Annotated in this window: 20 protein-coding genes; 10 read left to right on the top strand and 10 right to left on the bottom strand. The window is 66.0% G+C overall.

Annotated elements, in window-relative coordinates; genetic code table 11:
• Positions 1-89 precede the first annotated feature (89 nt).
• Positions 90-842: an SDR family oxidoreductase gene (locus tag NWF24_RS11035; RefSeq protein WP_258354202.1), complete on the top strand. Its 753-nt coding sequence runs from the start codon at positions 90-92 to the stop codon at positions 840-842.
• Positions 843-845: 3 nt separating this feature from the next.
• On the opposite strand, the gene NWF24_RS11030 is transcribed toward NWF24_RS11035, so the two are convergent.
• Positions 846-1,214 carry an FKBP-type peptidyl-prolyl cis-trans isomerase gene (locus NWF24_RS11030; RefSeq protein ID WP_258355273.1) on the bottom strand — a complete coding sequence of 123 codons (369 nt, stop codon included), beginning with the start codon at positions 1,212-1,214 and terminating at the stop codon, positions 846-848.
• Positions 1,215-1,394: 180 nt separating this feature from the next.
• Between NWF24_RS11030 and eat the strand changes: the two genes are divergently transcribed.
• The 5 genes from eat (at position 1,395) to NWF24_RS11005 (ending at position 7,025) form a co-directional block, all read left to right on the top strand.
• Entirely contained in the window at positions 1,395-2,822 is a 1,428-nt protein-coding gene (eat, locus tag NWF24_RS11025) for an ethanolamine permease (RefSeq protein WP_093055605.1), read from the top strand.
• Between the two features lie 20 nt (positions 2,823-2,842).
• Positions 2,843-4,237 carry an ethanolamine ammonia-lyase subunit EutB gene (locus NWF24_RS11020; protein ID WP_258354201.1) on the top strand — a complete coding sequence of 465 codons (1,395 nt, stop codon included), beginning with the start codon at positions 2,843-2,845 and terminating at the stop codon, positions 4,235-4,237.
• Complete coding sequence (eutC, locus tag NWF24_RS11015; RefSeq protein WP_093055602.1) at positions 4,234-5,016, top strand: ethanolamine ammonia-lyase subunit EutC; 783 nt, start codon at positions 4,234-4,236, stop codon at positions 5,014-5,016. The genes NWF24_RS11020 and eutC overlap by 4 nt, the downstream gene beginning before the upstream one ends.
• 101 nt (positions 5,017-5,117) lie before the next feature.
• Positions 5,118-6,386 (top strand): HAD family hydrolase, encoded by a 1,269-nt coding sequence (locus NWF24_RS11010; protein WP_258354200.1) that lies wholly within the window; start codon positions 5,118-5,120, stop codon positions 6,384-6,386.
• 57 nt (positions 6,387-6,443) lie between these two features.
• Positions 6,444-7,025 carry a peroxidase-related enzyme gene (locus NWF24_RS11005; RefSeq protein ID WP_258354199.1) on the top strand — a complete coding sequence of 194 codons (582 nt, stop codon included), beginning with the start codon at positions 6,444-6,446 and terminating at the stop codon, positions 7,023-7,025.
• Between the two features lie 10 nt (positions 7,026-7,035).
• Here NWF24_RS11005 and NWF24_RS11000 read toward each other — a convergent pair whose 3' ends face one another.
• Genes NWF24_RS11000 through NWF24_RS10990 form a run of 3 tightly spaced genes read right to left on the bottom strand, consistent with a single transcriptional unit; the run spans position 7,036 to position 10,124 of the window.
• Positions 7,036-8,787: a phosphoethanolamine transferase gene (locus NWF24_RS11000; protein WP_258354198.1), complete on the bottom strand. Its 1,752-nt coding sequence runs from the start codon at positions 8,785-8,787 to the stop codon at positions 7,036-7,038.
• Positions 8,788-8,833: 46 nt separating this feature from the next.
• Entirely contained in the window at positions 8,834-9,433 is a 600-nt protein-coding gene (locus NWF24_RS10995; protein ID WP_258354197.1) for a phosphatase PAP2 family protein, read from the bottom strand.
• On the bottom strand, positions 9,420-10,124 hold the full coding sequence (locus tag NWF24_RS10990; protein WP_258354196.1) for a phosphatase PAP2 family protein: 705 nt from the start codon (positions 10,122-10,124) through the stop codon (positions 9,420-9,422). Before NWF24_RS10990 ends, NWF24_RS10995 begins: the two co-directional genes overlap by 14 nt.
• Positions 10,125-10,265: 141 nt before the next feature.
• Here NWF24_RS10990 and NWF24_RS10985 point away from each other — a divergent pair, with 141 nt between their 5' ends.
• Positions 10,266-10,940: a response regulator transcription factor gene (locus NWF24_RS10985; RefSeq protein ID WP_258354195.1), complete on the top strand. Its 675-nt coding sequence runs from the start codon at positions 10,266-10,268 to the stop codon at positions 10,938-10,940.
• Positions 10,937-12,292 (top strand): sensor histidine kinase, encoded by a 1,356-nt coding sequence (locus tag NWF24_RS10980; RefSeq protein ID WP_258354194.1) that lies wholly within the window; start codon positions 10,937-10,939, stop codon positions 12,290-12,292. The genes NWF24_RS10985 and NWF24_RS10980 overlap by 4 nt, the downstream gene beginning before the upstream one ends.
• A 6-nt stretch (positions 12,293-12,298) precedes the next feature.
• Here NWF24_RS10980 and NWF24_RS10975 read toward each other — a convergent pair whose 3' ends face one another.
• The 4 genes from NWF24_RS10975 to NWF24_RS10960 all read right to left on the bottom strand — a co-directional run bounded on the left by NWF24_RS10975 (position 12,299) and on the right by NWF24_RS10960 (position 15,118).
• Positions 12,299-12,997 carry a M949_RS01915 family surface polysaccharide biosynthesis protein gene (locus NWF24_RS10975; protein ID WP_258354193.1) on the bottom strand — a complete coding sequence of 233 codons (699 nt, stop codon included), beginning with the start codon at positions 12,995-12,997 and terminating at the stop codon, positions 12,299-12,301.
• A gap of 11 nt (positions 12,998-13,008) precedes the next feature.
• Positions 13,009-13,431, bottom strand: coding sequence for an acyl-CoA thioesterase (locus NWF24_RS10970; RefSeq protein WP_258354192.1), 423 nt, complete (start codon positions 13,429-13,431; stop codon positions 13,009-13,011).
• Positions 13,428-14,258, bottom strand: a complete 831-nt coding sequence (locus NWF24_RS10965; RefSeq protein ID WP_446001730.1) for a DMT family transporter — start codon at positions 14,256-14,258, stop codon at positions 13,428-13,430. The genes NWF24_RS10970 and NWF24_RS10965 overlap by 4 nt, the downstream gene beginning before the upstream one ends.
• A gap of 77 nt (positions 14,259-14,335) precedes the next feature.
• Positions 14,336-15,118, bottom strand: coding sequence for an SDR family oxidoreductase (locus tag NWF24_RS10960; protein ID WP_258354191.1), 783 nt, complete (start codon positions 15,116-15,118; stop codon positions 14,336-14,338).
• Positions 15,119-15,259: 141 nt separating this feature from the next.
• Here NWF24_RS10960 and NWF24_RS10955 point away from each other — a divergent pair, with 141 nt between their 5' ends.
• Positions 15,260-16,957 carry an electron transfer flavoprotein-ubiquinone oxidoreductase gene (locus NWF24_RS10955; protein WP_258354190.1) on the top strand — a complete coding sequence of 566 codons (1,698 nt, stop codon included), beginning with the start codon at positions 15,260-15,262 and terminating at the stop codon, positions 16,955-16,957.
• Positions 16,958-17,215: 258 nt separating this feature from the next.
• Here NWF24_RS10955 and NWF24_RS10950 read toward each other — a convergent pair whose 3' ends face one another.
• Positions 17,216-17,812 (bottom strand): hypothetical protein, encoded by a 597-nt coding sequence (locus tag NWF24_RS10950; RefSeq protein WP_258354189.1) that lies wholly within the window; start codon positions 17,810-17,812, stop codon positions 17,216-17,218.
• Between the two features lie 89 nt (positions 17,813-17,901).
• Between NWF24_RS10950 and NWF24_RS10945 the strand changes: the two genes are divergently transcribed.
• A complete protein-coding gene (locus NWF24_RS10945; protein ID WP_258354188.1) occupies positions 17,902-18,387 on the top strand; it encodes a tetratricopeptide repeat protein in 486 nt (161 codons plus the stop codon).
• An 11-nt stretch (positions 18,388-18,398) separates the two neighbouring features.
• Here NWF24_RS10945 and NWF24_RS10940 read toward each other — a convergent pair whose 3' ends face one another.
• Positions 18,399-18,920 carry a DUF3455 domain-containing protein gene (locus NWF24_RS10940; protein WP_258354187.1) on the bottom strand — a complete coding sequence of 174 codons (522 nt, stop codon included), beginning with the start codon at positions 18,918-18,920 and terminating at the stop codon, positions 18,399-18,401.
• Positions 18,921-19,011: the final 91 nt, after the last annotated feature.

Genomic DNA, 19,011 nt, shown 5'->3' with positions numbered 1-19,011 from the left:
CCGCGCGCCGTCTTGGTCCGCGTGGGGGTCGCGCCCAAACTTGCTTCCATCGACAACGCTGCATTGCAGCAATCACCAAGGAAGAAACCATGACCCTCAAGCTCGACGACAAGATCGCCCTCGTCACCGGCGGCACCAGCGGCATCGGCCTAGCCACCGCGCAACGCTTCGTGGCCGAAGGCGCGCACGTGTTCATCACCGGCCGCCGCAAGGCCGAACTCGACGCGGCCGTGAAAGCCATCGGGCGCAACGTGACCGGCGTGCTCGGCGACGTGTCGAAGCTCGAAGACCTCGACCGGCTCTACGCCGCCATCAAGCAGGAGAAAGGCCGCCTCGACGTGCTGTTCGCCAACGCGGGCGGCGGCAGCCTGTTGCCGCTGGGGCAGATCACCGAGGAACACTTCGACAAGATATTCGGCACCAACGTGCGCGGCCTGCTCTTCACGGTGCAGAAGGCGCTGCCGCTGATGCCCAAGGGCTCGTCGATCGTGCTCAACGCATCGATCACCAGCATCAAGGGCAACCCGGCCTTCAGCGTCTACAGCGCGACCAAGGCGGCGGTGCGCAGCTTTGCGCGCAGCTGGACGGTGGACCTGAAGGACGCTGGCATTCGCGTGAACGCCGTGAGCCCAGGCGTGGTACCGACCCCCGCCTACGACCTGCTGGGCCTCACGGCGGAACAGGTGCAGGGCTTCGTCGAGGGACAAACCCAGAATATCCCGCTGGGCCGGGTCGGCACGCCCGACGAAATCGCCAAGGCCGTGGTGTTCCTGGCCTCCGAGGACAGCAGCTTCGTCAACGGAATCGAACTCTTCGTCGACGGCGGCATGGCACAGATCTGACGATCAGCGCTTGGTGACCGACACCAGCTCGACTTCGAAGTTCAGCGTGGCGTTCGGCGGAATCACGCCGCCGGCGCCGCGCGAACCATAGGCAATCGACGGTGGGCAGGTCAGCTTGGCCTTGCCGCCGGGCTTCATCTTCTGCACGCCTTCGGTCCAGCACGGGATCACGCCGTTGAGCGGGAACTCGGTGGGTTCGCCGCGCTTGTAGGAGCTGTCGAATTCCTTGCCCGTGTCGGGGAAGGTGCCGCGGTAGTGAACCTTGACCACGTCGGTGGCAGCGGGCGAAACGCCAGTGCCTTCCTTGATCGACTGGTAGATCAGGCCGCTGGGCGTGGTCACGGGCGCGGACTGCGCGAACGCGGCGGGCATTGCAAAGACGGACACGAGAGCGGCACAGAAAAGAGACTTCACAAAACACCTCGAAGGTTGAGAGGCCCCGATTATGGCCAGCGGCCCATATCGGCCCATATCGGCCCATGCCGGCCTCGTTGGAACGGCCCTTGCTTTGCTGAATGTGCACTGTCAACATTCACGCAGAGAGGAAGCCGCATGAACTCCACCGAAGCCAGCACTGGCGCAGCAGCGCCGGCCCACACAGGCACCGGCCATCTCAAGAAAGTGCTCGGCCCCGTGCAACTCTGGGGCATTGCGGTGGGCCTCGTCATCTCGGGTGAGTACTTTGGTTGGAGCTACGGCTGGAACACGGCCGGCACGCTCGGCTTCCTGGTTGCCACGGTGCTGGTGGCCACGATGTACACCACCTTCATCTTCAGCTTCACCGAGCTCTCCACAGCCATCCCGCATGCGGGTGGTCCTTTTGCCTATGCGCGGCGCGCCTTCGGGCCCAACGGCGGCTTCGTTGCGGGCTTTGCGACGCTGATCGAATTCGTCTTCGCGCCGCCAGCCATCGCGCTGGCCATCGGCGCGTATCTCAACGTGCAGTTCCCGGGCATCAACCCGAAGTGGTTTGCGCTCGGCGCGTACGTGATCTTCATTGCGCTCAACTGGGTCGGCGTGGGCATCGCTGCGGCCTTCGAGCTTTTCGTGACGGTGCTGGCCATCGTCGAGCTGCTGGTGTTCATGGGCGTGGTCACGCCGGGCTGGACCATGGCCAACTTCGTGGCCAACGGCTGGGCCGGCGGCAGCGTGCTGAACGGCGCGGCCATCTCGGGCATCTTCGCTTCCATTCCGTTCGCGATCTGGTTCTTCCTAGCCATCGAGGGCGCGGCCATGGCGGCCGAAGAGGCGCGCGACCCGCACCGCACCATTCCCATTGCCTACACCACGGGCATCGTCACGCTGGTGGTGCTGGCCTTCGGCGTGATGATTTTCGCGGGCGGCGTGGGCGACTGGCGCAAGCTCGCCAACATCAACGACCCGCTGCCGCAGGCCATGAAGGCCGTTGTGGGCGACAACAGCGGCTGGCTGCACATGCTGGTGTGGATCGGCCTGTTCGGGCTGATCGCTTCGTTCCACGGAATCATCATGGGCTACTCGCGCCAGATCTTCGCGCTGGCGCGCGCGGGCTACCTGCCGCGCTACTTCGCCGGTCTGAGCCCGCGCTTCGACACGCCGCACCGCGCGCTGCTGGCCGGCGGCGTGATCGGCGTCATTGCCATCTTCAGCGACGAGTGGGTGCAGTTCGGCGGCCAGACGCTCACCGCCAACATCGTGACCATGGCCGTGCTCGGCGCCATCGTGATGTATCTGATTTCGATGGCTGCGCTGTTCAAGCTGCGCCGCACTGAACCGAACCTGCTGCGCACCTACCGCGCGCCCTTCTACCCTGTGTTCCCGGCCATCGCGCTCGGGCTCGGCGTGGTGTGCCTGGGCGCGATGGTGTGGTTCAACGGCATGCTCACGCTGCTGTTCATCGTGCTGATGGCCGCGGCGTACGGCTACTTCCTGCTGACATCGGCGCAGCGCAAGGCGGCTGCGCCCGACGAGATGCTGTCTTCTTCGACCACTTCCGCCTGACACCTGACACCCGAAGAAAGATGCTGTATCGCACCACCATCGCCGACCAGGTCTTCGCCTTCGAAGACCTGCGGCAGGTCATGGCCTTCGCAAGCCCCGCGCGCTCGGGAGACTACCTCGCGGGCGTCGGCGCGGCCACCGCGCAGCAGCGCATGGCCGCGCGCCATGTGCTGGCCGACACGCCGCTCAAGCAGTTCCTCACCGAAGCGCTGATTCCGTACGAGAGCGACAACATCACGCGCCTCATCATCGACAGCCACGACGCGCAGGCCTTCGCGCCGGTGTCGCACCTCACGGTCGGCGACTTCCGCAACTGGCTGCTGTCCGAAGCGGCCACCACCGCCACGCTCACCGCATTGGCGCCGGGCCTGACGCCCGAGATGGTGGCGGCCGTGTCCAAGATCATGCGCAACCAGGACCTGGTGTCGATCGCAAAAAAGTGCAGCGTGGTCACGCGCTTTCGCGACACCATCGGCCTGCCCGGCCACCTGGCCGTGCGCCTGCAGCCCAACCACCCGACCGACGACCTGCGCGGCGTGGCCGCCTCCACGCTCGACGGCCTGCTCTACGGTGCGGGCGATGCGGTGATCGGCCTCAACCCGGCTTCGGACAGCATGCCCGTGCTGGGCCAGTTGCTGCACATGCTCGACGAGGTGATCCAGCGCTTCGAGATTCCCACGCAAAGCTGCGTGCTCACGCACGTGACCAACACGCTCAAGCTGGCCGAGGCCGGTGCACCGGTGGACCTGGTGTTCCAGTCGATCGCGGGCACCGAGAGGGCGAACCTCTCCTTCGGCGTGACGCCCGAACTGCTCGACGAGGCCTATGCGGCGGCGCTGTCGCTCAAGCGCGGCACCATCGGCGACAACGTCATGTACTTCGAGACCGGCCAGGGCAGCGCGCTCTCGGCCAACGCCAACTTCGGCGTCGACCAGCAGACCTGCGAGGCGCGCGCCTATGCGCTGGCGCGGCGCTACAAGCCCTTTCTCATCAACACTGTCGTCGGCTTCATCGGGCCGGAGTATCTGTACGACGGCAAGCAGATCATTCGCGCCGGGCTCGAGGATCACTTCTGCGGCAAGCTGCTGGGCCTGCCCATCGGCTGCGACATCTGCTACACCAACCACGCCGAGGCCGACCAGGACGACATGGACACGCTGCTCGTGCTGCTGGGCACGTCGGGCATCAACTTCATCATGGGCATCCCGGGTGCGGACGACGTGATGCTCAACTACCAGAGCACTTCTTTCCACGACGCGCTGTTCCTGCGCGAAACGCTGGGCCTGAAGCGCGCGCCGGAGTTCGAGGCATGGCTGCAGCGCATGCAGATCACCAATGCGGCCGGCCAGCTGGCGCCGCCCTCTTCCAACCGGCTGCTGGCCGACATGAGCGGGCTGTCCGCACTCGCGTCATGAGCGATTCACCGGTCACCCCCAACCCCTGGGCGCAATGGCGCTCGGCCACGCCCGCCCGGCTGGCACTGGGCCGCGCAGGCGCCGGCATGCCGACCGACGAGACACTGCGCTTCGGATGGGCGCATGCGATGGCGCGCGACGCAATTCATGCCGCGCTCGACGTCGATGCGCTCGAAGCCGCATTGACCGCGCAGCGCTGGGAAGTGGCGCGCGCACGCAGCCGCGCCGCGGATCGCACCGAATACCTGCGCCGGCCCGATCTCGGCCGCCAGCTCGATGAAGACGCAGCCACGCGCCTGCTCGGCGACCGGCGCTACGGCTGCGATGTCTGCGTGGTGGTCGGCGACGGGCTCTCCTCGCTCGCGGCAGCCCGTCATACGGTGCCACTGCTCGCGGCATTGCGATCGCACCTGCCGCCCGACACGAGCTTCGCACCCGTGGTCATCGCCACGCAGGCGCGCGTCGCGCTGGCCGACGAGGTGGGCGAACTGTTCGGTGCGGCGCTCTCGGTCATGCTGATCGGGGAGCGGCCCGGCCTCAGCTCGCCCGACAGCCTCGGCATCTACCTGACCCATTCGCCCAAGCGCGGCCGGCACGACGCCGAGCGCAACTGCATCTCGAACGTGCGCCCCGAAGGCCTGCCCTACGAAGTGGCCGCGTTCAAGCTGGCATGGCTGATGCGAGAGTCCCTGCGCAGGGGACTGACCGGCATCGGGCTCAAGGACGAGAGCGATCTCGCGGTGCTTGAACAGCGCCAGGCGCCATCGCTCGCGCGCTGAGCACAACCCACAAGCGGCAACGCCAGAACTGTCACGAGCGCTTCGTACGCTCGTCATCGTCTTTTTTTGTCCAACGCATGCACTCAAACAGGAAAAAAGCAATGCAACGTCGCCTCCTTCTTCTCTCGCCAATTGCCGCTGCGATGGCTGCGGCCGGCTGTGCCAGCCTCTCGTCTTCCACGGGGCCGGCCCTTTCGCCCGGCCACTGGGACGCCTTCAACCGCGCGCAGATCGAGGGCCTGATCGCCAGCCTCGGCAAGGGCAGCCCGGGCTACAACGCCGCAAAGCCGCCGTACGTGGTGTTCGACTGGGACAACACCAGCGTCTTCCTCGACATCGAAGAGGCCTCGCTCATCTACCAACTCGAGAACCTCGTCTTCGGCGCCACGCCCGCGCAGCTCGAAGTGGCGCTGCGCAAGAACATCCCGAAGAAAGACTTCCTGCCCGCGTACAACAACGCAGCCGGCCAGCCGGTGAACATCGACCGCCTGGTGCCCGACATCGTCGCGAGCTACACATGGCTCTACCAGAACTACAGGGGCCTGAAGGGCGACCAGTCGCTGGCCGTGGTGGCACTGAGCCCGCACTACGGTGCATTCACCACCAAGGTGCGCTATCTCTACGAAGCCATTGGCGACACCTTCGACCACGACACGGCCTACCCGTGGGTGACGTATCTCTTCGCCGGCATGACCGAGGCGCAGGTGCGCAAGCTCACGGCCGACACGGTGGCGTGGCAGCTGAAGGAGCCGGTCGCCAAGGTCAAGTGGACTTCGCCCACGGCACTGCCGGGCCGCGCGGGCGTGGTCTCGGTGAGCTGGAAGAACGGCCTGCGCCTGCAGCCCGAAATGCAGGAGCTGTACGCCGCCTTCCGCAACGCGGGCTTCGACGTGTGGGTATGCTCGGCGTCGTTCGTCGATGTGATCAAGGAAATTTCGTCGAACCCCGCTTTCGGCTACAACAACCCACCTGAGCGCGTGCTCGCGATGGAGCTGGAGCGCGATTCCAACGGCATGATCCAGCCCGAGTTCCGCCGCGGCTACGACCAGACGCAGGGCCCGGGCAAGACGAAGAACATCCAGCGCTTCCTGGTCAGCAAGTACGGCTACGGCCCGAGCTTCGTGGCCGGCGACAGCGAAGGCGACCAGAACATGATGGCCGACTTTGCCGACACGAAGAAAGTGCTGATCGTCAACCGCCTGCGCGATCCGAAGACCGACATCGGCAAGTTTTCGGCCATGGCGGTGCAGAACTATGGCAAGGCCGACACGCGCTACCTGCTGCAGGGGCGAGACGACAACACGGGCTCGTGGGTGAGCTCGCAGCTGCATACGCCACTCGGAGCAACGCAAGGCAAGGCCCTGAAGTAAACGCGGCGCACCGCGGGCGGTTGCCTATGATCCTGGCATCGAACACCAGGAGACAACATGACAACGGCCCGCTACCCTCTTGCCGAACTGAAAGACCTGCCCGAGGACATCCGCATCGCGATCCTCGCCGTGCAGGAAAAGGCCGGCTTCGTGCCCAATGTGTTCCTCGGCCTCGCGCGCCGCCCCGCCGAGTGGCGCGCGTTCTTCGCGTACCACGACGCGCTCATGCTCAAGGAAGAAGGCTCGCTCACCAAGGGCGATCGCGAGATGATCGTCACCACCACCAGCGCGGCCAACCAGTGCTTGTACTGCGTGGTGGCGCACGGCGCGCTGCTGCGCATCTACGAGAAAAAGCCGCTGGTGGCCGACCAGGTGGCGGTGAACTACCGCAAGGCCGACATTACGCCGCGCCAGCGCGCGATGCTCGACTTTGCGATGAAGGTCTGCGACCGCTCGCACGAGATCGACGACAGCGACTTTCCGCCGCTGCACGCACATGGCTTCGACGACGAGGACATCTGGGACATCGCAGCCATCACCGCCTTCTTCGGCCTGAGCAACCGCCTGGCCAGCTTCAGCGGCATGCAGCCGAACAACGAGTTCTTCCTCATGGGGCGACTGCCCCGCGAGAAGAAGTAGCCGGGCCCGCTCAGGCCTTCGCGCGGCAGGATGCGAGGGCGTCCAGTGCCGGCTTGTAGGTGGGCGTGGTCACATCCATCACGCCAAGCACCGTGTGGTACAGGTTGTCGTGCGTGAGCGGCGCATCGAGCCCCGCCTCCATGCACGAGCGCGAGAGCTTGCGCCGCTCGCTCATGCCTTCGCTGAACCACGTGACCATGGGCACGTGCTTCTGCGCCTCGGGCGCGAAGCTGTAGGGCACTCCGTGCAGGAACAGGCCGTATTCGCCGAGCGATTCGCCGTGGTCGCTTACGTACAGCATCGCCGGGTCGTATTGCTTCGATTGCGCCTTGAGCCAGTCGATGGTCTGGCCGAGGAAGCGGTCGGTCTGCACGATCGAGTTGTCGTACACGTTCATCAGCTCGGCGTGGCCGCACTCGGCCAGCGCATTGGTCTTGCACTCGGGCTGGAAGCGCTTCACGTCGGGTGCCGAGCGCTTGTAGTAGGCCGGGCCGTGGCTGCCCATCTGATGCATCACCAGCACGATGCCCTTGGCGCGGCGCTCGGCCGGCAACGCGGCGATGCGCTCGTCCAGGCCCTTGAGCATCACGTCGTCGAGGCATTCGTCGCCGTCGCACAGCGCCTTCTTCGTGGCGGCATCGAGGCCGTCGAAGGCCGAAGCGTTCGGCACGCGGGTGCAGACGTCCTTGCAGCCGGCCTGGTTGTCGAGCCAGAACACAGCCAGCCCGGCGGCCTGCAGCACGTCGACCAGGTTCTCGTAGTCGTCCTTGCGCGATTCGTAGCCCTGCTTGCCCAGCGGCGAGAACATGCACGGCACCGAGGCCAGCGTGTTGGTGCCGCAGGAATGCACGTCGCGGTAGCTCAGCACACCACGCTTGGCCAGCTCGGGCGTAGTGTCGCGCGCATAGCCGTTGAGGGCGAAATGGTCGGCGCGCGCCGTCTCGCCCACCACCACCACGAACAGCGGCGGCTTGGTCTGGGCCGCATAGCTCGCGCCCAGCGCCGTGCCGGCGGTGACCGGAATCAGCTTGCCGCTGCGCTTGAACAGTGGCTTGATGAGCAGCGAACCCGTGGAATAGAGGGTCGCGATGGGGTTCATCATGTAGCGCAGATGAACGTTGTTGCGCATCAGCGGCGCCAGCTCGCGGTTCATGGACACAGCCGCACCCAGCGCCACGACCACCGACAGCAGCAGCAGCGCCATGTTGCGCCAGAGCTTCGACAGAATGCCCATCGGCGCAACGCGCACCCGCCACAGCAACCAGGCCGCGGGCAGAACCACCACACCCACGTTGAAGGCCATGCGCCAGCTCAACAGGTCGCGTGCCTCGTTCGGGTCGGTCTGCAACGCGTTGGCGATCATGGTCGGGTCCATCACCACGCGGTACTCGAGCATGTAGTGCTGCACCACCGCGGCCAGCACGACCACGGCGAGCCACAGCGGCTTCATCCATCGCGACCAGGCTGTGAGCGACAGCATGGCCGCCGAGCCGCACAGCGTGAGCAGGCTCATGACCACGATGGTCGACATGTAGGTGCTCGGCGCGCCGCCGATGCGGGCCAACTCGTTCCACAGCGGCCAGTTGGTGGTCAGGACGAGGTAGAGGCTGAGCCACAGGACGACCACGGCGGCCGAACGCGGCCGCTCCAGCCACAGATTGAAGCGCACCCACGGGCCGCCGGAGGCAGGCGAGTGTGGCGTTTTGGAGTCAGAAGTACCCACCCGCTGCAATGGGGCGGGAGCGATTCGCGAAACAGACATGCGGCGAATGTAACGAACCCGCCTGAAGGGAGGCTGAACTGACTATTCAGTCAGTGTTCAGGCTGGCCCTGCGCATCCTCAGCATCCTCATCTTCGAACGCCGCCGCGCCACGTACGCACCAGAGGCCGCCAAGCTCAGCGGCCGGCTCACGCCGCGTTCCACCACGATCGACACCAGCGCACCCAGCATCGCCGCCGCCACGATGTCGGAGGGGAAATGCAGGCCCAGGTACACCCGGCTCCACGCCACCACGGCGGCCACCAGCAGCGCCGCCAGCATGGGCCAGCGAGAAGGCAGGCACCAGAGCGCAAAGGCCGCGGCAAAGGTGCCGGCCGCATGCAGGCTCGGGAAACCGGGCCGCACGCCCTGCGGCACCCACTGGATGCCCAGGCCATAGAACGCAGGCCGGGGAATCGGCGCCACCGCACGGATCATGTTCACGATCAGCCACACGGCCAGCACACTCATCAGCACCGTGAACAGCGCATAGCGCCAGCGCCGGCTGAACAGTGCACAAACCCCGATGCCGAGCGTCAACAGAGCCGGCAGCAGGTCGGAGGAAAACTCGGCGAAGCCCAGGCTCCACGCCGGCACCGACATGCCCGCGTTGACCAGCCTGAACAGCGCGAAATCAAGATCCTGCATGTGCGGGCACCGCCGGCCTCACTGCGCGCGAGCCGAAGCGCGTTACCCCCACCTCGATGGCAAAGCCCACCACCCAGCAGACCCAGGCCGTCCAGAGCGTGTGGCTCATGTAGTGGGCGCCGCGCAGCTGCTGCGACACACCCAGCACGAGCCCTGCAACCAACGCAACCCCCAGCCAGATTGCTGCAGCGCGGGACGACACCCGGCGCAGCACGAAATACCCGCCCACGTAGGCGAAAGCAGCCGACGCGTGGCCAGCCGGGAAGCACCCGCCAGGGCCGCCGTCGTCGACGCCCCATGACCAGTGCGACACGTAACGCGCCATGCCGCCGAACTCCTGCAGGTCCCAGGGGCAGCTGGTGTGGCTGGCATGCTTGAGCAGGCTGACGGCAATCACCGAGCCCAGCACGGTCAGGGCCAATTGCACTCGGCCGCCGGTGCTCAGGCGGCGCAGCAGGCCGAAGGGCCAGCGGATCGCGGCGAACAGCGTGATCACGAGCACCCAGCTGAGGTCGCGAGCGCCCTCATGCATCACATGAACCATGAAAGGGCTGTCGCGCAGGGGAAACCCGATGTGGGAACCTGCCATGCGCGCCAGCATCAGATCCCCGCCCGTCGCGTCCCACGCCATCAGTGCAACCAGTGCGATGAGGGTCAGAACCCCCAGACGAAAATTGGGAAAGCGAGTCATGGACGAAGGCAGGACTGAAAAACAGTCGCGAGCCTACGTTTGCGGAATGAACCGAGCCTGAAGCAAGATGAACCGAACCTGACTGAAAGGCCCGGTGCAACTCGGTGACGCTAGACTGCAATTTTTCTTGGAAAGACATGCGTGCGCATATTGCTGGTCGAAGATGACAGTGCATTGGCAGATGCCGTCTGCAGCTATCTGTTGGCCAAGGCTTTCGTGGTCGACGTGGCGCCCAGTCTGGCCGACGCGCGCGGCGCCTTGCTCTCGGTACAGTACGCAGCCGTGCTGCTCGACCTGCACCTGGGCGACGGCGACGGCCTCTCGCTGCTGCCGCAGATTCGCGCCCTGCCCGAGCGCCCCATCGTCATCGTGCTGACGGCGCGCGACCAGGTAACAGACCGCATCCGCGGCCTGGACGCCGGCGCCGACGACTACCTCATCAAGCCTTATGACCCCGCCGAACTGCTGGCGCGCCTGCGCGCGGTCGAGCGGCGCCGCAGCTCCAGCAGTTCGCCGGTGCTGCAGCTCGGCACGCTCGAGATCGACCTGGCGCACGACATGGTGCGCAAAGACGGCTCGCCGATCACGCTGACGCAGAAGGAATGGGCGCTGCTGCGCGTCATGGCCACACGGCCCGAACGCATTCACACGCGCGAGAACCTCGCCGATGCGCTCTACGGCTTCGGCGACGAGGCCGACAGCAACACGCTCGAAGTCTTCATCAGCCGCCTGCGGCGCAAGCTCGGACGCAGCCACATCCAGACGCTGCGCGGCCTCGGCTACCGGCTGTCGTTCTCTGTGGACGACGACGAATGAGCTCCAGCAGCTTCGCGGCCGGCCGCGACTCGCTCGCCGGCCGGCTGACCCGCACGCTGATCGTCTGGGTCGGCGGCGTTTGGCTGCTGTGCGTGTTCGCCGTGGTCTGGTATGTGGACCGCGAGATCAACCACAACTTCGACAACGAACTGGTCGAGGTCTCGCACCGCATGTTCGCGATGGCAGTGCAGGAACTGGAAAAGCTGCAGCACCCGGGCCAGGAGCCGCCGCGCGAACCGCTGATCGCGCCCAAGCAGCTGTTCTCGGAAGACGCGGTGATCTACCAGATCGTCGACCTGCACGAGCATGTGATGCTGCGCTCCGCCGAGGCGCCCGCGGACACCTTCGACGTGCCGCTGGCCGCCGGCTTCGCGAACAACCCGACCTGGCGCATCTACACCGTGCGACACCCGACCCTGGGCCTGTTCTTCCAGGTGGCGGACCCGCTCGACGAACGCCGCCGCGCCCTCAACCGCACGCTCTTCGGCCTGATCATTCCGCTCGGCGCAGTGCTGCCGCTGCTCGCTCTGGTGCTGCGCAACGTGGCGCGCACCGAGCTGCGGGTGCTGCAGGATCTGGCCGGCGAGATCGAGAAGCGCAGCGGCGCCGACCTGAGCCCGATCGCCCTGCCCGGCGGGTTGCCCAAGGAGCTGCGCACTGTCGGCGACCACGTCAACCGGCTGCTGGAGCGGCTGTCGCACTCGCTCGACGTGGAGCGCGCCCTGGCGGCCAATGCCGCGCACGAGCTGCGCACGCCGCTCGCCGCCGCCCGCCTGCGGCTGCAGACCGCGCTGGAGCACGACCTGCAGCGCAACGACGTGCAGGCCGCGCTCGATGCGCTGCGTACCCTCAGCCACCGCACCGAGAAGCTGCTGCAGCTGTCGCGCGCGGAATCGGGCGCCTCGCTCGCGCGCACGCGGGTCGACCTGGTGCAGCTTGCCGGCACCGTGGCGCAGGAGTTCTGGCAAGACCCGCAGAATGCCGAGCGACTCATGCTCAAGGTACCCGACAGCGTCGTGCCACTGGCCCTCGGCGACGTCGATGCGCTCGCAATTGCCCTGCGCAACCTGGTGGAGAACGCGCTGCGCTACGGCGGCGGCCGCGTCGTCATCGAGGTGATGGCGCCTTGCACCCTGGCCGTGCGCGACACCGGCCACGGCGTTACCCCCGCGCAGCTCGAAACCCTGCGCGAGCGCCACGTGCGCCACAGCTCCGACCGCGCGGGCTATGGTCTGGGCATTTCGATCGTGGGCACCATCGTCGAGAAGCACGGCGCAAAGCTCGAACTCTCGTCGCCGCCCGTGGGTGCGGCGCACGGCTTCGAGGCGCGCATCGTGCTGCGGCCGGCCTGAGCCTCCTCAGCGGCGGGCGGTTTCCCTTTTCGGCACAAAGTCGTAGGAGTTGTCGAAGCCGAACTGCTCGGCGTCGTACATCGCCTTCATCTTCTTCACGAGATGCCGCTGCACCGGCTTGGGCAACGCAAAGTAGTTGTCATTGGCCGTGGTCTTCCGATCACCGTCCAGGTGGCCGGTGATGGCGTGGATCGTCGCCTTGCGGCCCAGATGGAAAGTGACGATCTTGATGCGCCCCACGTAGTCGTCGTTGTCGATGTGATCGGAGTCAACGGGGTTGAAGAAGCGATACACGAGGATCGGGTCGACCAGCCCGTCGCCGTCGATGTCCGCGAGTTCGATGAGCTTCGAGCGAAAGTTGACGCCGGCCTCGTCCTTGTTGGCGAAGTCGCGGATCGACCATTCACGGGTCAAGGTGTTGTCGCCGCCCACCTTGTAGAGCGAGGCCTGGATGGCCGAGGACAGCAGTTCCCCGGCGTATGGCTCGTCCTGCTTCTCGCCGAGCAGCAAGACGTAGCTGCCCGACTTGTCGGTGTAGCAATAGCGCTTGAATGCGGGGAGTTCAAGCCCGGCCTTCTTCAGCGCCTCGGCGCTCAGATACGGCGCATTGGCTGCACATTCGTTCTTGCCGGGTGGGGTCTTCTGGGCATGGCTGCCGGTGGCGAGCAATGCCAGGAGCGTTAACGCCAGGAGCTTCCGCTTCATCGGACCGCAGCTCACTCGCTCACCAGCGCACGCAGCCAGTCTGGCAGCGCCAGCGCCTTCTGCTTCGGAAAGTCGACCCAGATGGTGGTCGCGCCTCCGGCCGCGCAGATCACGTCGGGTTCTTCCTCGCGAGCCATGATGCCCCAGCTCTCGAAGGTGGTGCGGCCGGGGTCGCTCACGTACATCTTGAGCAGCACGTTGCCCGGGTATTCGATCTGGCGGTAGAAATTGCAGAAGGCGTTGACGATCACCATGCCCTCGCCGCTCGGCTCGGGCTCGAAGCCGATGGAGTGCATCCAGTCGATGCGCGCGGTTTCGAGGTAGCGGAAGTAGGTGCCGTTGTTCAGGTGGCCCATTGCATCCATGTCGCCCCAGCGGATCGGGATCGACGTCTCATACACGAGCTTTTTCTTTTCGGGGATTTCGATTCTCATCGGTGCGCCTTGATGGATGCGAGGATGCCCAGCACGAACAGCAGCGCCGCCGCCCACTCGGCGGCCTGCGGCCAGCGGCCGTCCCAGACGAAGGAATAGAACAGCGCGAACAGCGTCTCGCTGACGATCAGTTGGCCGCACAGGCTGGCGGACAGGCGCTGGCTCGCGACGTTCCAGAGGATGGTCGCCAGCCACGACGAGCCGAAGCCGCTCGCCAGCGCGATCCACACGAACAGCATGCCGTCGGGCTGTGCCTTCAGAGTGGCCACGTCGCTGCCCGCGACCAGCCACAGCAGCAAGGCGCCCAGGCCGGTCGCCACGCCGAGCCAGTTGGCCCAGTCGGTTGCGTTGAGCTCGGTGTGGCGCTGCAGCCAGGCGGCGTTGAGCAGGCCGTACACCGTCCAGCTTGCCATTGCGGCCAGGGCCAATGCGATGCCCCAGCCGAAGCGAGCGCCGCCACTGCCTGCGCCGTGCTGCGCGGACCATGCGCCGTAGATCATCAGCGCGATGCCCGCGCCTGTGAGCAGCAGCCCCGGCAGCAGCGCGCGCATCTGCAGGCCGACGGGCCGGCCCAGCAACATCATCCAGACAGGGATCGTGCCGATGATGAGGCTGGGCACCTCGGTGCCCGCCGCCTCGATGCCGAAGGCCAGCAGCAGGTAGTAACCAGTAAAGCCCAGCACGCTGAGCCCCAGGGCCGCGAGCGCCTGCCGCCCGCTCGGCCAGCGCACCGCAGACGGCCGCGCGAACACGGCCAGGGCAGAGACCGCGCCGAACACCGCGAAACGCGAGGCCGTGATGTCCACCATGCCGAAGTGACCCACCATGCGCGGCGCCACGAAGGTCAGGCCCCAGAGCGCACCCGCAGCCAGCCCGGCCGCAATGCCGACCCAAGCCCGCGGACTCAGAGCGAGAACCCGTCGTCGGCCGCGATGACGGCGCCGTTCACGAAGTGGCTCTGGCCGCTGGCCAGCAGCACGATCAGGCCGTCCAGGTCCTCGGGCTTGCCCACGCGCTTGCGCGGCAGCATGTTGACCAGCTTGGCACCACCTTCGGTGCTCCAGTGCTCCTCGTTGAGCTCCGTGGTGATGTAGCCCGGGCACAGCGCGTTCACGTTGATGCCGAAACGGCCCCATTCGAGCGCCATGGCCTTCGTCATCTGCACCACCGCGATCTTGCTCATGCAGTAAGTGCCGATCTGCGGCATGACCTTGAGCGCGGCAGCTGAAGCGATGTTGATGATGCGCCCACCGATGTAGGTGCCCGGTGCCGTGCCCTTGGCGCGCGCCAGCATGCGCTTGCCCACTTCTTGCGCCACGAAGAAGGAGCCCTTCACGTTGGTGTCGAAGATGTAGTCGTAGTCGTCGGGGGTCACGTCCTCCAGGCGCTGCGTGGTGCTCACGCCCGAGTTGTTGACCAGGATGTCGATGGCGCCCACCTCGGTCTCGGCGCGCGCGACCGCCGCCTTGATGCTGCCGATGTCGGTCACGTCGAGCTCGACCACGTGGGCGTCGCCGCCCTCGCCTTCGATGCGTGCGCGCAGTTCCTTGAGCCTCTCGACGCGGCGGCTGGCCAGCACCACTGCGGCGCCGGCACGGGCAAGGGTTTTCGCGAACTGGGCGCCGAGCCCGCTGGAGGCGCCGGTGACGAAGGCCACGCGGCCGGAAAGATCGATGCTGTAAGCCATGAACTGAATCCTGTGGAGTCGCGCAGGTGACGCCCAAGCGCCCCGCCCACGAGTGACACGGACCGCCCGTGGACGCCGCATAAAATGCCCCGCAACCCGGGAAGCCCCGCGCCTCGAAAAATCATTATCGACCCAACCCACATGACCCACGACGAAATCCTCGCCCAGTTCGGCCCTCGCGAAGCCATGGAATACGACGTGGTCGTGGTCGGTGGCGGCCCGGCCGGCCTCTCGACCGCGATCCGGCTCAAGCAACTCGCCGCGCAGCACGAAAAAGAGATTTCGGTCGTGGTGCTCGAAAAGGGCTCGGAGCCCGGCGCGCACATCCTCTCGGGCGCCATCATGGACCCGCGTGCGCTCAACGAGCTGCTGCCCGACTGGAAGGAACTCGGCGCCCCGCTGAACCAGCCCGTGACCGACGACGCGATGGTGTTCCTGGGCGAGAAATCGGGCCTGCGCACTCCCAACCTCTTCCTGCCGGCCTGCTTCCAGAACCACGGCAACTACATCATCAGCCTGGGCGCCTTCACCAAGTGGCTGGCGCAGCAGGCCGAGAACCTCGGCGTCGAGATATTCCCGGGCTTTCCGGCCGCCGAAGTGCTCTACAACGAAGACGGCTCGGTGCGCGGAGTGGCCACCGGCAACATGGGCGTCGGCAAGGACGGCGAACCGACCGAGAACTTCCAGCTCGGCATGGAACTGCTGGGCAAGTACACGGTGTTCGCCGAAGGCGCGCGCGGCCACCTGGGCCGCCAGCTCATCGCGAAGTACAAGCTCGACGCGGGCAGGGATCCACAGACCTACGGCCTCGGCGTGAAGGAAGTGTGGGAAATCGACCCGAAGCGCCATCAACCCGGCTTCGTGCTGCACACCGCCGGCTGGCCGATGGACAACAACACCTACGGCGGCGCCTTCCTGTACCACATGGAGGACAACAAGGTCACCATGGGCTTCATCACGGGCCTGGACTACAGCAACCCCTACCTGAGCCCGTTCGAGGAAATGCAGCGCTGGAAGCTGCACCCCAACATCCGCTGGTATCTCGAAGGCGACGAGGCCAAGGGCATCAAGCCGGCCAAGCGCATCGGCTACGGCGCACGCGCCATCACGGCCGGTGGCCTGATGTCGCTGCCCAAGACGGTGTTCCCGGGCGGCGCACTGGTCGGCTGCGAGGCCGGCTACCTCAACGTGAGCCGCATCAAGGGCAGCCACGCCGCGATCAAGACCGGCATGCTGTGCGCCGAGGCTGCCTTCGACGCGGTCACGGCCGGCCGCCAGCACGACGAACTCACGGCCTACCCGGCCGCCTTCGAGAAGAGCTGGCTGCACGCCGAGCTGAACAAGGCGCGCAACTTCAAGGCCTGGTTCAAGAAGGGCCTGGGCATTGCAACTTTCATGAACGGCATCGAGCAATGGCTGCTCAAGGGCCACATTCCATGGACGCTGCACCGCAACAAGCCCGACCACCAGTACCTGAAGCCCGCGTCGGAGTGCAAGCCCATCGTCTATCCGAAGCCGGACGGCAAGCTCACCTTCGACCGGCTCTCCAGCGTGTTCATCAGCAACACCAACCATGAAGAGCAGCAGCCAGCCCACCTGACGCTGAAGGATGCGACGGTGCCGGTCAACGTCAACCTCGCGAAGTTCGCGGGCCCCGAGAGCCGCTACTGCCCGGCCGGCGTGTACGAGTTCGTGGGTACGGAAGACGGCAAGCAGCGACTGCAAATCAACGCGCAGAACTGCGTGCACTGCAAGACTTGCGACATCAAGGACCCGACGCAGAACATCGTGTGGGTTACGCCTGAAGGTGGCGGTGGGCCGAACTACGTGGGGATGTAAGGCGCTCTGCGCTTGTGTGGAAAAGCCCTCTTCGGAGGGCTTTGTCGTTTTCGGTGATGCGTGCGTTCGGGGTGCGTGCGAAGGGCGCCGGGTGCTCCCCTCCGCGAATGTCCCCCGGCCTGCGGCCTCCTCCTTTATTTCGCTGCGGGGAGCACCCGGCGCCCTTCGCACAATGAGTGCTGCTGTTGTGTTCGCCGATCAACTGCCGCTCTATCGGCTCTTCAACGTCTGTCCGCACTCCCCGCGTCCAGGAAATATTTACGGCTTCACGCCGCCTCCGCGCTTGCGCGCATACAGATACGCCCCGGCCGTGCCGCATGCGACCGGCAGTGTCAGTGCCAGCCACGCGTACCAGCCGGGTATCGAGAATCCGTAGGGCCCTATCACCATGAGCACGAAGAACGAAGTCGTCATCAGGCCTGCGGCCAGCCCGTGCCGACAAGGCCGGCTGCGCGCATGCGATGCGGCGACATAGCCACAAGCAAGGTAGACACACACCCCGAGCGCAAACGACAGGACGAGGCTGGGTGTCAACGCAAAACCGTAGACCTGCGCATAGGCCTCCTTGGGAGAGGCGCCCAGCGACTGCAGGACCAGGGTGCTCACATTAGCGAGCAGGGTACTGCCATAGGTCTGTCCGCCGACACCAACCGCCGCGCCAAGCAACGCGGCGCGCCAACTGAACCGGTCGCTATCGATCCGGTCCGGGTCGAGATTGCGCACGGCATCCGACACTTCAAATCTGCTGTCCATGAACTGATCCTCCGCTCCAGCAGGTACTTTAAGCGTGAACTCATCCGCGACAGGAGCACTGCGGAAAGCATCGTCCGGTTTTTTCCGCGGCGATGCGTCCATTCGGAAACCCGTGGCGTAAATGGAATCAGGACGGCGATGCACGTTGCCGCCCGCCAACCCATTCAACTTCTCGAAGAGGATCTTTCGCCATGAACACCCTGCTCCACCGCATCGCCATCGCCGCAACTCTGGCCCTCGCCGCCGGCCACGTGCTCGCCGCAGACCCGGCACCTGCCCCCGCACCGGTCGCCAAGGCTACGCCTGCCAACAAGCTGTCCGCCGCCCGCGCGCTGATCGCCGACAGCAAGTGGACCGCGGCCATCAGCGAACTCGAACGCGTCAACGACACCGGCAACGCCGACTGGAACAACCTCATGGGCTACACCCTGCGCAAGTCCGGCGCCGGCAAGTGGACCGCCTCGGAGAAGTACTACGACGCCGCGCTGAAGATCGATCCGAAGCACGTCGGCGCGCTCGAATATTCGGGTGAGCTGTACATCTCGATGGGCGATCTGCCCAAGGCCGAGCAGCGCCTCGCCGCACTTGGCCAAGCCTGCAACATGGCCTGCCCGGAGTACAAGGACCTGAAGGCTTCCGTCGAGAGCTTCAAGGCAGGTGGCGCCAAGAAGAGCTGAGCATGAGGCGGCTACCTGGCAACCAGGAAGACGTAGTCCGCGCTGTAGTCCTGCCGGATGCGCTTGCCTGCATCGGCCTGCGCCTCGCACCCCTTTGCCGGCGCATTGCCGCCGAGGGTGTTGATGCGCTGCACGCCGGTAACGCCGGCCAGTTTTCCGGGGCCGCCCGCCGACTTGGCGGTCAGCAACAGCCACGGAATGTCGGCCTCGCGCTGGCCGTTGGCACGAGCCTTCACGGTGCCGAGCGTCTTGCTGCCGTCCAGCGCGGTCCAATTGGGCCCAGCGCCGTGCGTGCCGACCTTGGCACCACCGGGGCCGTACAGCTCCGCTTCAGGCGCCACGAACTGCCAGGCCAGCGCGCCCTTGTCGCCGGCCTTGCATTCGTAGATCTGCACGCCCACTGCGTGCCAGGTGAAGGCGGTGCGTTCGCCATCAGGCGCCTTGATGGCGGCTGGCGATGCGCAGGCGGCAAGCAAGGCGACGCCCAGCAGGGCTGCACCCAGGGGAAGGATTCGCGTCGATTTCAATGTCATGGCATTTCCCGGTTTCAAGAAGAAAAGATAAACGAACGAGTGCGGACCGGATCATCCGGCCCTTCTCCAGAAACGACACGCACGCAGGAAC

The organism is Variovorax paradoxus, from assembly GCF_024734665.1.
Taxonomy (GTDB): domain Bacteria; phylum Pseudomonadota; class Gammaproteobacteria; order Burkholderiales; family Burkholderiaceae_C; genus Variovorax.
The sequence above is the reverse complement of the archived record's forward strand: the minus strand, read 5'-3'. Positions and strand labels throughout refer to the sequence as shown.